The sequence below is a fragment of the Paraburkholderia sp. EG304 genome (assembly GCF_046543485.1).
GTDB classification, from domain to species: Bacteria; Pseudomonadota; Gammaproteobacteria; order Burkholderiales; family Burkholderiaceae; genus Paraburkholderia; species Paraburkholderia youngii.
In genome coordinates this window covers 136,595-150,086 of sequence record NZ_JBKGUA010000004.1, presented here as the reverse complement: position 1 = coordinate 150,086, position 13,492 = coordinate 136,595, and the positions used below count along the sequence as shown (strand labels likewise).

At 66.1% G+C, this 13,492-nt stretch carries 11 protein-coding genes; 8 read left to right on the top strand and 3 right to left on the bottom strand.

Annotated elements, in window-relative coordinates:
- Positions 1-317: 317 nt before the first annotated feature.
- The 6 genes from pyk (at position 318) to ACLFKU_RS06675 (ending at position 6,967) form a co-directional block, all read left to right on the top strand.
- A complete protein-coding gene (gene pyk, locus ACLFKU_RS06700) occupies positions 318-1,754 on the top strand; it encodes a pyruvate kinase (protein ID WP_410848574.1) in 1,437 nt (478 codons plus the stop codon).
- A gap of 187 nt (positions 1,755-1,941) precedes the next feature.
- Positions 1,942-3,006 (top strand): class II fructose-bisphosphate aldolase, encoded by a 1,065-nt coding sequence (gene fba / locus ACLFKU_RS06695; protein ID WP_368583970.1) that lies wholly within the window; start codon positions 1,942-1,944, stop codon positions 3,004-3,006.
- Between the two features lie 133 nt (positions 3,007-3,139).
- On the top strand, positions 3,140-4,030 hold the full coding sequence (locus ACLFKU_RS06690) for a phosphoribosylaminoimidazolesuccinocarboxamide synthase (RefSeq protein ID WP_410848573.1): 891 nt from the start codon (positions 3,140-3,142) through the stop codon (positions 4,028-4,030).
- A gap of 57 nt (positions 4,031-4,087) precedes the next feature.
- The gene (gene purE, locus ACLFKU_RS06685; RefSeq protein WP_013090423.1) at positions 4,088-4,606 is read left to right on the top strand and encodes a 5-(carboxyamino)imidazole ribonucleotide mutase; all 519 of its coding nucleotides are present in this window, start codon (positions 4,088-4,090) and stop codon (positions 4,604-4,606) included.
- A gap of 104 nt (positions 4,607-4,710) precedes the next feature.
- Positions 4,711-5,907, top strand: a complete 1,197-nt coding sequence (locus ACLFKU_RS06680; RefSeq protein ID WP_410848572.1) for a 5-(carboxyamino)imidazole ribonucleotide synthase — start codon at positions 4,711-4,713, stop codon at positions 5,905-5,907.
- Between the two features lie 10 nt (positions 5,908-5,917).
- Entirely contained in the window at positions 5,918-6,967 is a 1,050-nt protein-coding gene (locus ACLFKU_RS06675) for an L-threonylcarbamoyladenylate synthase (RefSeq protein WP_410848571.1), read from the top strand.
- 106 nt (positions 6,968-7,073) lie between these two features.
- Here ACLFKU_RS06675 and ACLFKU_RS06670 read toward each other — a convergent pair whose 3' ends face one another.
- The 3 genes from ACLFKU_RS06670 to dacB all read right to left on the bottom strand — a co-directional run bounded on the left by ACLFKU_RS06670 (position 7,074) and on the right by dacB (position 11,160).
- Complete coding sequence (locus tag ACLFKU_RS06670; protein ID WP_410848570.1) at positions 7,074-8,303, bottom strand: SGNH/GDSL hydrolase family protein; 1,230 nt, start codon at positions 8,301-8,303, stop codon at positions 7,074-7,076.
- Positions 8,304-8,398: 95 nt separating this feature from the next.
- On the bottom strand, positions 8,399-9,409 hold the full coding sequence (locus ACLFKU_RS06665; protein ID WP_410848569.1) for a sterol desaturase family protein: 1,011 nt from the start codon (positions 9,407-9,409) through the stop codon (positions 8,399-8,401).
- 188 nt (positions 9,410-9,597) lie between these two features.
- Complete coding sequence (gene dacB / locus ACLFKU_RS06660; RefSeq protein ID WP_410842479.1) at positions 9,598-11,160, bottom strand: D-alanyl-D-alanine carboxypeptidase/D-alanyl-D-alanine-endopeptidase; 1,563 nt, start codon at positions 11,158-11,160, stop codon at positions 9,598-9,600.
- Positions 11,161-11,496: 336 nt separating this feature from the next.
- Between dacB and ACLFKU_RS06655 the strand changes: the two genes are divergently transcribed.
- Entirely contained in the window at positions 11,497-12,159 is a 663-nt protein-coding gene (locus ACLFKU_RS06655; RefSeq protein WP_013090417.1) for a response regulator, read from the top strand.
- Between the two features lie 4 nt (positions 12,160-12,163).
- Complete coding sequence (locus ACLFKU_RS06650) at positions 12,164-13,462, top strand: ATP-binding protein (protein ID WP_368583963.1); 1,299 nt, start codon at positions 12,164-12,166, stop codon at positions 13,460-13,462.
- Positions 13,463-13,492 lie beyond the last annotated feature (30 nt).

The following is a 13,492-nucleotide window of genomic DNA, read 5'->3' as shown; positions in this document are numbered from 1 at the left end:
CGTCGGCGACGGCCGAACAGGACGTGGCCGCCGAGGCGCTAGTAGCGCCGGCGGCCACCGACGCGGAGCAGCCGCCAACTTTGCAAGCCGAATCTGGCCAACACGATTCGGCCCGGCCGGAACAGCCTTCCGGCAAGCAGCACAGCGGATCTCCGGCGCGCGAGGCGCCGGTCCCGAATACCGCATCACCCGCATCACTCCACAAAGCGACACCGGCCACAACCGGCGCGCGACCCCACGTAGCATCTTTCGATGCGCGAACTCCGCAGCAGCCCCGCAGCGCTCTTTCCAGCGATCCTATCCAGACGAGGAGACTCATGCATCGCGCCACCAAGATTGTCGCTACTGTCGGTCCGGCTTCCAGCACGCCGGAAATCCTGCTGCAAATGATTCAGGCAGGATTGGACGTGGTGCGGCTCAATTTCTCACACGGCACCGCCGACGACCATCGTCAGCGCGCCGAATACGTTCGCGAGGCGGCCCGTCAGGCCGGCCGCGAAGTCGCCATCATGGCGGACCTGCAAGGCCCGAAGATTCGCGTCGGCAAATTCGAGAACGGCCGGACGACGCTCGTCACCGGCGATCCTTTCATCCTCGATGCGGAATGCGAGCTCGGCAACGACGAGCGCGTCGGCCTCGACTACAAGGATCTGCCGCGCGACCTGAAACCGGGCGACGTGCTGCTGCTCAACGACGGCCTGATCGTGCTCAACGTGCAGCGCGTGATCGGCCAGGAGATCCACACGATCGTGAAGATCGGCGGTGAACTGTCGAACAACAAGGGCATCAACCGCCAGGGCGGCGGTCTGTCGGCGCCCGCGCTGACCGCGAAGGACATGGAGGACATCCGCACGGCGATGTCGCTCGGTGTCGATTTCATCGCGGTGTCGTTCCCGAAGAACGCGACCGACATGGAAATGGCCCGCCAGCTCGCGAACATCGCCGGGGCGCCGTACGGCATCAAGCCGAAGATGATCGCGAAGATCGAACGCGCTGAAGCGATTCCGGCGCTGCAAGGCATTCTCGACGCGTCGGACGGCATCATGGTCGCGCGTGGCGACCTGGCCGTGGAAGTGGGCAATGCCGCCGTGCCGGCGCTGCAAAAGCGCATGATCCGCATGGCGCGCGAGTCGAACAAGTTCGTGATTACCGCGACGCAGATGATGGAGTCGATGATCCACGCGCCGGTACCGACCCGCGCGGAAGTGTCGGACGTCGCCAATGCGGTGCTCGACGGCACCGACGCGGTGATGCTGTCGGCGGAATCGGCGGCGGGCAAGTATCCGGTGCAGACCATCGAGACCATGGCCGCGATCTGCGTCGAAGCGGAAAAGTCCGAGCAGTCGGAGCTCGACAAGGACTTCCTCGACCGCACGTTCACGCGGATCGACCAGTCGATCGCGATGGGTGCGCTGTTCACCGCCTATCACCTCGGCGCCAAGGCGATCGTCGCGCTGACCGAGTCGGGCTCGACCGCTCTGTGGATGTCGCGCCACTGGACCCACGTGCCGATCTTCGCGCTGACGCCGCGCGTCGGCAGCGAACGGGCGATGGCGCTTTACCGCAACGTGACGTCGCTGCATCTGGACACCAACACCGACCGCGACACGGCGCTGCAGCAGGCGCTCGAAACGGTGGTCGGCAAGGGCTACGCGTCGCACGGCGACATGGTCGTGCTGACGGTCGGCGAGCCGATGGGTCAAGCGGGCGGCACCAATACGTTGAAGATCGTGCGGGTCGGTGAACCGTACTGATCAGGCAGGACTGCTCGATCGGCACGGGCTCGATTGAGCGAAGCAGGCCGGCGAGACCCGCGCGGCCCATGTGCGACGGCGCACCAAAGCGCCGGTGTCGCCGCGGGAACGCCGCCTTCTTCGCGATAAAATCGCCGCAAAAGATGCCGACGGCAAAAGAATTCGTTTCAATCCAAGGAGTTTAAGCATGCCTCTCGTATCAATGCGTCAACTGCTGGACCATGCCGCGGAAAACGGCTATGGCCTTCCGGCATTCAACGTGAACAACCTGGAGCAGGTGCAGGCGATCATGGCCGCGGCCGACAAGGTCAACGCCCCGGTCATCATGCAGGCGTCGGCTGGTGCGCGTAAGTACGCGGGCGAGCCGTTCCTGCGCCATCTGATCGAAGCGGCGGTGGAGTCGTATCCGCACATTCCGGTCGTGATGCACCAGGATCACGGTCAATCGCCGGCAGTGTGTATGGCGGCGATCCGCAGCGGCTTCACCAGCGTGATGATGGACGGTTCGCTCGAAGCCGACGGCAAGACGGTCGCATCGTACGAGTACAACGTCGAAGTGTCGCGCAAAGTCGTCGAAGCGGCGCACTCGATCGGCGTCACCGTCGAGGCGGAACTGGGCGTGCTCGGTTCGCTCGAAACGATGAAGGGCGACAAGGAAGACGGCCACGGCGCCGAAGGCACGATGACGCGCGAGCAGCTGCTGACCGATCCGGAGCAGGCCGCCGACTTCGTCAAGCTGACCCAGTGCGACGCGCTGGCCATCGCGATCGGCACCTCGCACGGCGCCTACAAGTTCAGCAAGAAGCCGACGGGCGATATTCTTTCGATCCAGCGCATCAAGGAAATCCATCAGCGCATTCCGAACACGCACCTCGTGATGCACGGTTCGTCGTCGGTGCCGCAGGAATTGCTCGCGGAAATCCGCGAATTCGGCGGCGACATGAAGGAGACCTACGGCGTGCCGGTCGAGGAAATCCAGGAAGGTATTCGTCACGGCGTGCGCAAGGTCAACATCGACACCGACCTGCGTCTGGCGATCACGGGCGCGATCCGCCGCTACATGGCGACCAACCCGAGCAAGTTCGATCCGCGCGATTACCTGAAGCCGGCGCGCGAAGCGGCGATGAAGATCTGTATCGACCGTTACATGCAATTCGGCTGCGAAGGCCAGGCTGGCAAGATCAAGCCGGTTTCGCTTGATAAAATTGCGGAGAAGTACAAGTCGGGCGAGCTCTCGCAAGTCGTCCGCTAAGCTGTAGTTTTGGCTCCGCACCTGGCCGTTTGGCCAGGTTGTCGTCCGATCGCCGTTCCCGCATCATCGGGGGAACGGCGTTTCCCTTTTGTTCCGGTCACATTTTTTGCCCCACTTTTAGCGAATCACGACGATGTCTACCCTCTACGAATCCACGCTCCGCTCGCTGCCGCTGCTCGGCCGCGGCAAAGTCCGCGACAACTATGCGGTGGGCAACGACCAGTTGCTGATCGTCACGACCGACCGTCTGTCGGCGTTCGACGTGATCATGGGCGAGCCGATTCCGAACAAGGGCCGCGTGCTCAACGCGATGGCGAACTTCTGGTTCGAGAAGCTCCAGCACGTGGTGCCGAACCACCTGACGGGCGTCGCGCCCGAGTCGGTGGTCGCGCCGGACGAAGTCGAGCAGGTCAAGGGTCGCGCGGTGGTCGTCAAGCGTCTCGAGCCGATTCTCGTCGAAGCGGTGGTGCGCGGCTATCTGGCCGGCAGCGGCTGGAAGGATTACCAGGCCACCGGTTCGGTCTGCGGCGTGCAACTGCCGGCAGGCCTGCAGAACGCGCAGAAGCTGCCCGAGCCGATCTTCACGCCGGCCGCCAAGGCCGAGATGGGCCACCACGACGAAAACATCACCTACGACGAGATGGAGCGCCGCATCGGCACCGAGCTGTCGGCCACGATCCGCGACATCTCGATCCGGCTGTACAAGGAAGCCGCTGATTACGCGGCGACGCGCGGCATCATCATCGCGGACACGAAGTTCGAATTCGGTCTCGACAACCACGGCAAGCTGTATCTGATGGACGAGGCGCTCACGGCCGATTCGTCGCGCTTCTGGCCGGCCGATCAGTACCAGGTCGGCACCAACCCGCCGTCGTTCGACAAGCAGTTCGTGCGCGACTGGCTCGAAACCCAGCCGTGGAAGAAAGAGCCGCCGGCGCCGAAGCTGCCTGACGACGTGGTCACGAAGACGGGCGAGAAGTACCAGGAAGCGCTCGAGCGCCTGACCGGGCACAAGCTCGACTGATCTGATTGCGCGCGCCGTGTCAGGCGCGCATCGCCCGGAAACAAGGAAGCCGTAAAGATGAGTGAAGCACAAACCGCCCATAAGCATGATGCGCCGGTCGTCGGCGTATTGATGGGCTCCAGTTCCGACTGGGAAGTGATGAAAAACGCCGTCGCGATTCTGCAGGAATTCGGCGTGCCGTACGAAGCGAAGGTCGTGTCCGCGCACCGCATGCCGGACGAAATGTTCGCCTATGCTGAAAGCGCGCGCGAGCGCGGCATTCGCGCGATCATCGCGGGCGCGGGCGGCGCGGCGCATCTGCCGGGCATGCTGGCCGCGAAGACCACGGTGCCGGTGCTCGGCGTGCCGGTCGCGAGCAAGTATCTGAAGGGTGTCGATTCGCTGCATTCGATCGTGCAAATGCCCAAGGGCGTGCCGGTCGCGACGTTTGCGATCGGCGAGGCGGGTGCCGCGAATGCGGCGCTGTTCGCGGTGTCGCTGCTGTCCGGCACCAGCGCCGAATACGCGGACAAGCTCGCTGCATTCCGCGTGCGCCAGAACGAAGCCGCTCACGCGATGGTATTGCCGGCGCTGTAAGCGCGCCGGTTGTTTGATAAGACGTCTCCTGTCCGACCCCGGGCCGGGTGCCCGCCGCTCTGTATGCGAGCGCGACGCGTATCCGGCCGCGACCGACCACCAAGATGAACCCTGACAACACACCGGTTTCACCGATTCTGCCCGGCGCATGGCTTGGCATGGTCGGTGGCGGCCAGCTCGGCCGCATGTTCTGTTTTGCCGCTCAGGCGATGGGCTATCGCGTCGCCGTGCTCGACCCGGACGAAACCTGTCCGGCCGGCGCGGTCGCAGACCGCCACCTGCGCGCGGCCTACGACGACGAAGCGGCGCTGACCGAACTCGCGCGGCTGTGCGCGGCGGTGTCGACCGAATTCGAGAACGTGCCGGCCGCGAGCCTCGACTTTCTCGGCAAGACTACCTTCGTGAGCCCGGCCGGGCGTTGCGTCGCCGTCGCGCAAGACCGGATCGCCGAGAAGCGCTTTATCGCGTCGTCGGGCGTGACGGTTGCGCCGCACGTCGTGATCGAGTCGTCGGATGCGCTTGCGGCGCTGGGCGATGCCGAGCTCGAAGCGGTGCTGCCCGGCATCCTGAAAACGGCGCGCATGGGTTACGACGGCAAGGGCCAGGTTCGCGTGCGCAACGCCGAGGAAGTGCGCGAGGCGCATGCATCGCTCGGCGGCGTGCCGTGCGTGCTGGAGAAGCGCCTGCCGCTGAAGTTCGAAGTGTCGGCGCTGATCGCGCGCACGGCGAGCGGGGCGTCGGTTGTCTATCCGCTTGCGCAGAACACCCATCGCGACGGCGTGCTGTCGCATACCATCGTCCCCGCGCCGGACGCATCGCCCGCGCTCGTGCAGCAGGCTCAACAGGCCGCGCTGCAGATCGCCGAGAAGCTCGGTTATGTTGGCGTGCTGTGCGTCGAGTTCTTCATTCTCGAAGACGGCGCGCTGGTCGCCAACGAAATGGCGCCGCGTCCGCACAACTCCGGCCACTACACGGTCGACGCCTGCGCGACGAGCCAGTTCGAGCAGCAGGTGCGCGCGATGACCAGCATGCCGCTCGGCGAGACGCGCCAGCATTCGCCGGCGGTGATGCTGAACATCCTCGGCGACGTGTGGTTCCCGGACGGTCCGAAGCGCGCGGCGGTCACACCGCCGTGGCAGGAAGTCGCGGCGATGCCGGCCGCGCGCCTGCATCTGTACGGCAAGGAAGAGGCGCGTTGCGGCCGCAAGATGGGTCACGTGAACTTCACCGCGTCGACGCTCGAAGAAGCCCGCACGGCGGCGCGCGATTGCGCGCGGCTGCTGCATATCGCTACCAGCTGAAGCGCGCGCCATGCCGGATCAACAGAAACCCGCCGAGGACGCTACCAACGCGTTGCCGGTCAGCGCCGCGCAGATCGAGCAGGCGGCGGCCTTGCTCGACGCGGGTGGGCTGGTCGCGTTTCCGACGGAGACCGTGTACGGCCTCGGCGGCGATGCCGAGAACCCGGACGCGGTCGCGCGCATTTACGCGGCGAAGGGGCGGCCGGCCAATCATCCGGTGATCGTGCATCTCGCGCCGCACGGCGATCCGAACTACTGGGTCGAACATTTGCCATCCGATGCACAGCGCCTGATCGACGCATTCTGGCCGGGACCGCTGACGCTGATCCTCAAGCGCGCCGCGCGCATACCCGCGGCGGTCAGCGGCGGACAGGACTCGGTGGGCTTGCGCTGCCCGTCGCATCCGGTTGCGCAGGCGTTGCTCGAAGCGTTCAGCGCGTTGCGCAGCGGGCATGGCGGCGTCGCCGCGCCGTCGGCCAACCGCTTCGGACATGTGAGCCCAACCACCGCGCAGCATGTGCGCGACGAGTTCGGCAGCGCGATTCATGTGCTCGATGGCGGCGCGTCGGATGTCGGCATCGAGTCGACGATTCTCGATCTGTCGCGCGGCTTTCCGGCGCTGCTGAGGCCAGGTCGCGTGACGCCGCAGGATATCGCCGACGTGCTCGGCGAGGCGCCGCGTCTGCCCGACGGGTCGGACGCGACCGCGCCACGCGCGTCGGGCACGTTGAAAGCGCATTACGCGCCGCGCACGCCGCTCGCGCTGCTGCCGTTTAGCGAGCTCGAGCCGCTGCTCGCGGTGCGCGAGCAGGGCGAGCGCGTCGCGCTGGTCGCGCGCGCGTCGCGTGCGGGACAGTGGGCCGATGCCGACGGCGTGCATTTCGTCGCCGCGCCGGAAGATCCGCACGTCTATGCACGCGAACTCTACGGCTTGCTGCGCGCGCTCGATCGCGCGAACGTCACGCGAATTCTGATCGAGAAGCTGCCGGACACGATCGAATGGATCGCGGTCAACGATCGGCTCGGGCGCGCGGCGGCGGCATTCGAAGCGCAGAACTGATGCGATCGGCTCGCTGCGGTGCATAGCGCGGCTACCCGAAAAAGGCAAAGGCCCGGCTCGTTCAATGAGCCGGGCCTTTTGCTATCCAGGCAAGCTTGACGCTGTGTTACTTGCCAAGCCCGCTAGCAGCGATTTGCTTCTCGACCTGCTGCGCGATCAGCGCGCCCGTATGGGTGCTCGGATGCACGAGGTCGGCGAAAACGTAGCTCTGGTCCGCGCCGGCCACCGTGTAGGTCTGCGGCGAGCAGAACAGCGACGACGCGAGTAAGTTGCCGAAATCCGCGGGCGTCTGACCGGATGCGAGCACGCTCGGGTTCTTCGTCGCGTAGGCGGTCGCGGCCGCGTTCATCGACGCCAAGTTACACGCGGTGCCCGTATTCGACACGGTGAAGCCGAGCGCCTGATAGTTGGCCAACGTCTGGTCCAGCAACGTGTACGAGTCCAGGTAGATGACCTGCGAGGTCGACGCGAGGCCTTGCTTCAGCACGCTGTTGTAGGCCTGGACGAGCCCGTCGATGACTGCCTGGCCTTGTGGGCCCGCGGCGAGGCCTTGCGGCGTTTTCGCGATATCAGGCACGTTCGACACCACCACATGTTGCGCGCCCGCGGCGACGATCTTTTGCACTGCGCCGACGAACTTGGTCGCCGCGGTCACGATCGCCGCTCCTTGGGCCTGCGCGACCGACTGGATCGCGGCAGTTGCTGCCGCCTGCGCGTCGGCCGGGTTGGCGCCGTTTGCGATCGCCGCCGCCGCCGTTGCCGCCGCTTGCGCGCTGGCAGCCGAGATCGTTTGCACCGCGATGAAGATGTCGTTCGCGCCGCCGTTGATCAGCACGAGCTGGTTCCCATTGAAGCTGTTGTTGTGCGCAGACAGATACTGGCTGACCTGTGTCGTGACCGGCACCGTAGTCGCGGCCATGCTGTTCGGCGCGAAGCCGATGCCCGGTTGCAAATCGACACGCGATCCGCCTTGCGCATAACCGAGACCGCCCGCCGCGGTGAGCGGGTTGCCGAAGCCGCCGACGTAGGCGGGGGTGAGCGTGCCGCCGTAGTACTCGGCGACCTTCTGCGTCCAGATTTCGCCCGGATTGGTCGTGAAGCGGCCGCCGCCCGTGCCGACGTTCGCCTGAACCGCGGCCTGGTAGGTGCCGACATCCGACAGGCTGTCGCCGAACGACACGACCTGCAGCGAGACGCCCCCCGGCGGCGTGTTGCTGCTCGAACTATTGTTGTCGCCGCCACCGCCGCATGCCGCCAGCGCGGCGAACGCGGCGCTCGCCACGGCGATCTGCGTGACGCGCAACCATTGCTGTTTCTTCGAAGCGGTTTGATTCATGTTGACTACATCTCCTCTTATATGTGGCCCTTGATGCCATGCGTTGCAGGCGGCGTCCACCGCGTTGGCGGCGTGACGACAGCTTACAGAATCTTCTACGGCCTGCGCGATGTCCGCAGCGCGGCCGTATGGTTGGTGTTCAAGCCGGGTAGTTCGGCGGAAGCTTTGCTCATGATGTCGTTCGTACCCGCATGCGTATGCAGGTTCGATCCCGCGTGGAGGCCGCTGGCGCCGCCAGGCAACACCGCGCGCTGCTGCGCATGATAAGCGGCGGCCCAGGCGGGCGGCGCGAACAGCGCGCTCCACTTGTTGCGCCAGCCGCGCACGCTCGCGAAGTCCGCGGCCATCGACGCCCATTCGTGAAACGTCGCCTTCAGCGGGTTGTACGTGTAAAGCGGCTCGACGATGCCGTACTGCGGCGCCTCGTGCGGATCTTCGTCGACGTAGCTGCCGAACAGGCGATCCCAGATCACCAGTACACCTGCGTAATTGCGATCGATGTAGCGATCGTTGCGCGCATGATGCACACGATGGATCGACGGCGTGTTGAACACGTACTCGAGCCAGCCGAGCTTGCCGATCACCTGCGTATGCACGAAGAACTGGAAGCCGAGATTGATCAGCACGATCGCGACGATCTGCTTAGGGGCAAAGCCGAGGAACGCGAGCGGAATCCAGAACACCCACATGCCGGAGATCGGATACATCAGGCTCTGGCGGAATGCGGTCGAAAAATTCATCCGCTCCGACGAGTGGTGCACGACGTGCGCGGCCCACAGCCAGCGCACCCGATGACTGCAGCGATGAAACACGTAATAGAGCAGGTCCTGCGCGACGAACAGCACGACGAACGACAGCCACGTCGCCGGCCATGTATGAATGCGGTAGTGCTCGTAGAAGAACGCGTAGACAGGGATGATCGCGAGCCATGCGAGCTTGTCGGCCGCCTGCTGCAGCAGCGCGAGGGCGGCGTTGCACAGCGTGTCGCGCCAGCTGTAGAGCCTCTCGGCCGGGCGCGTGCGGCTCGCGTGCCACGCCTCCCAGCCGATGCAGGCAAGAAAGACGGGCGCCATGGCGAGCAGCAGCAATTCGGCATCGAATTGCATCGTGTCTCCCTTCCTGGTCCCTGACCGCCGCGCGGTACGCGGCGGGTGGTGTCGTTATCGTTGGTGAAGGTCGCGCGGTCCGACGACCGGCGCCCTGCGCGGCAAGCGCGTGATGTCGCGCACCGCATGTTGCCCGACAGCGTACACGGTTAGAAGCTTGCCGCGCGCGGCATCGCTAGAAGGAATACTCAGTGGCCGCCGCGCTTGCGCGGGTTTTTCCTGGGCTTCTCGCGCACTTCCTCGATGGGCGCGGAGACCTTCGTGAAGCCCTGCGACGGGCCTTCGTACACCCATTCGAGCAGCGCGTCGTGCGCGGCGCGCGCCGCTTCCGAATGCGGATCGTTGATCAGGCTGACGACGATGTAGCTGTTGCCGTCGGCCGATGCGACGTAGCCCGCGATCGCGCGCACGTCGCGCAGCGTGCCGGTCTTGATATGGGCGTTGCCGCCCGCGCCCTGGCTGGTCAGGCGGTTGCGCATCGTGCCGTCGACACCGGCGATCGGCAGCGAATCGACGAACACCTGCGCGACCGGGCTCGCGTTCGCGCGCTGCAGCACATCGGCGAGCGCGAGCGCGGTGATGTGTTCGTCGCGCGACAGGCCCGAGCCGTTGTCGAGCGATAGGTATTCGGTGTTCAGGCTGTCGCGCGTCAGGAAAGCCTCGACCGCGCGGGCGGCTTTCGCGGGTGTGGCGGGCGCCCTTTCCTCGGCGGCGCCGATCGTCAGGAACAGGTTGCGCGCCATCGTGTTGTTGCTGAACTTGTTGATGTCGCGAACGATGTCCGACAGCATCGGCCCCTCATGCGTCGCGACGAGCTTCGCGCCGACGGGCACCGCGCCTTCGCGGATCGTGCCCGTGAAAGTGCCGCCAGTTTGCTGCCACAGCGCGAGGAAGCCGCGCGCGAAGAACGTCGAGTGATCGAGCACGGCGACGTTGATCGTGCGCGAGTCGCAACGCACCGGCAGGTCGCCGATGAACGACGCAACGAGTGTGCCGTCAGGCTGTGGCGTGACGGTCGGCGTCGGCAGTTCGCCGCGGCATGGGCCGTTCGTCGCGCGCAACTGGTTGTCGATGCGCAACTGAGCGAGCGCGGGCAGCACGTCGATCGCCACTGTGCCGTCCGGCGATGGCGTCAGCGTGAACGACAGCGATTTGAACGCGTACAGAAGCGGATCGGGGCCGACGTTGTACGGCGCGTTCACGTCGTCGTCGAACGCGGGCAGGTCACGGGTCGACGGATCAAAGTAGCGCTTGTCGAGCACCAGCGCGCCGTCGATGCCGTTGATGCCCGCCTTGTGAATCTTCTGCACGAGGTCGATCAGCTCTTCGGGCACGAGCTTCGGGTCGCCGGTGCCCTGGATGTACAGATTGCCGTGCAGCACGCCGCTCGCGTCGAGCGGGCCGTCCGCGTATGCGCTGGTGCGCCAGCGGTAGCCGGGGCCGAGGATCGACAGGCCTGCATAGGTGGTGACGAGCTTCATCGTCGAGGCGGGCATCATCGGCTTGCCGGCGTTCAGCGCGAGGATCGGCGTGCGATCGCCGACCTTTTCGACGACCACGCTGATCGACGACAACGGCACGTGCGCGCGGTGCAGACCGGCCATCACTGGTTGCGGCAGTACCGTCGTGACGTTGACGCTCGGATGGGTGGCCTTGATGCGTGCCTGCGCGGCCAGCGGCAGCAGCGCGCCCGCGCCGAGCGCGGCGGCGCAGAGCCAGACGGCCGCGCGCGTCGCGAAGCGGTTAGGCATGAAGACTGCGCGATGGAGCATACGGCGTGAGCGCAGCGCCATAGGGCGTGCGACGGAAGACAGAAAAGCGTGCGTCATGAGCGGGTGAACGGGAGAACGGACGAGCGGGATTTCAAGGTGTGCTGCGCGCGGCGTGCGCGGGAGAATGAAACGGCAAGCTGGGCGGTTCGATGGCGCGGTAGCGCGCCGTCGCGCTGCCCAACGGCCGTCGCGCGACGCAAAGCGCCCATTGTAGTGACATGCCGCGACGCTGCGGTGAAAAAAGCGCCACACACCGCGCAGGCCGGAAGCGGGCGCTAGAATGCGGCATCATCCAATGATTTGGAACGGACAACCATGCGCATCCTGCTAGTCGAAGATGACCGGATGATCGCCGAAGGCGTGCGCAAGGCGCTGCGCGGCGAAGGCTTTGCCGTCGATTGGGTCGAGGACGGCGAAGCGGCGCTGCACGCGGCGGCCGCCCAGCCTTACGACCTCGCGTTGCTCGACCTCGGTCTGCCCAAGCGCGACGGTCTCGAAGTGCTGCGCGCACTGCGCGCGCGCGGCAATGCGCTGCCGGTGCTGATCGTTACCGCGCGCGACGCGGTGGCCGATCGTGTCAAAGGCCTCGACGCCGGCGCTGACGATTACCTTGTCAAACCTTTCGATCTCGACGAACTCGGCGCGCGCATGCGAGCGCTGATCCGGCGCCAGTCCGGCCGCAGCGATTCGACGATTCGCCACGGCAACTTGACCCTCGATCCCGCGTCGCACCAGGTGACGCTCGATGGCGCGCCGGTCGCGCTGTCCGCACGCGAATTCGCGTTGCTCGAAGCGCTGCTCGCGCGGCCCGGCGCGGTGCTTTCAAAGAGCCAGCTCGAGGAAAAGATGTACGGCTGGGGCGAGGAGATCGGCAGCAACACCGTCGAGGTCTATATCCACGCGCTGCGCAAGAAGCTCGGCGCCGATCTGATCCGCAACGTGCGCGGGCTGGGCTACATGATCGCGAAGGACGCCTGAGCCGATGCGCTCGATTCGCCGACAACTGTTGTTCTGGCTGCTGGCGCTCATGCTGCTCGGCGTCGGCATCGCGGGTTGGCTGATCTACCGGCAGGCGCTCGCCGAAGCGAACGAACTGTTCGACTACCAGCTCGAGCAGATCGCCGCGGCGCTGCCGGCGGAACCTTTCTCGCAGGTGCTCGGCCGCGATACCGGCGACGAGGGCATCGTGCTTCAGATCTGGAACCGCAACGGCATGCTGATGTATTACTCGCGGCCGCGCGCGCCGCTCGCGCCGCGCGCCGAACTGGGTTTTTCGACCGAGCGCACCGACCGCGGCGAATGGCGCGTCTATGGCGCGATCGTCGGCGATAACGTCGTGCAGCTCGCGCAGCCGCTGTCGGTGCGCAACCGGCTCGCCGCCGATGTCGCGCTGCGCACGCTGTGGCCGCTGATCGTGCTGCTGCCTCTGCTCGGGCTCGCGGTGTGGGTGATCGTCGGCCGTGGGCTACAGCCGCTGCGGCGCGTGACGAGCGCGCTCGACTTGCGTCATCCCGAAGCGCTTGATCCATTGCCCGATCAGCGCCTGCCGCTCGAAGTGCGGCCGCTCGTGCGGGCGCTGAACGGGCTGCTGCAACGGCTCGCGACCGCGCTCGATATCCAGAAAGCTTTCGTTGCCGATGCCGCGCACGAATTGCGCACGCCGCTTGCCGCGGTACAGATTCAGGCGCAACTGGTTGCGCGAGCCAAGGACGACACGGCCCGCGGCGAAGCGCTCGCGGATTTGCAGGCGGGCGTCACGCGCGCGACGCGGCTCGCCGAGCAACTGCTCGCGCTCGCGCGCGCCGAGCCGGACGGCGCCGCCGTCGCCGGGGCGCTCGATCTGCGCGAGCTGCTTCAGGAGTGCGTCGCGACCTACGCGCCGCTCGCGGTGAATCGCGGCGTCGACCTCGGCATCGAGGCGAGCGAGCCTGCCAGCGTGACCGGCGACGCCGAAGCGCTGCGCGTGATGTTCAACAACCTCCTCGACAACGCGACCAAGTACACGCCGCGCGGCGGCAGTGTCGACGTCAGCCTGCGCGTCGAGGACGGCCGTCCGGTGGTGCGGATCGCCGATAGCGGCCCCGGCATCGATCCGGCCGATCGCGAGCGCGTATTCGACCGCTTCTATCGCGCGGGAGCGGGCGCGAACCGCGCGCGCACCGACGTGGCGGGCAGTGGCCTCGGTCTCGCGATCGTGCGCCGGATCGCCACGCAACATCATGCTCAAGTCTCGCTCGATGATTCGCCGGCCGGTGGTTTACAGGTCATCGTCCGCTTTTGAGCATGGTGGTTTACTGTTCGGCCAAAACCG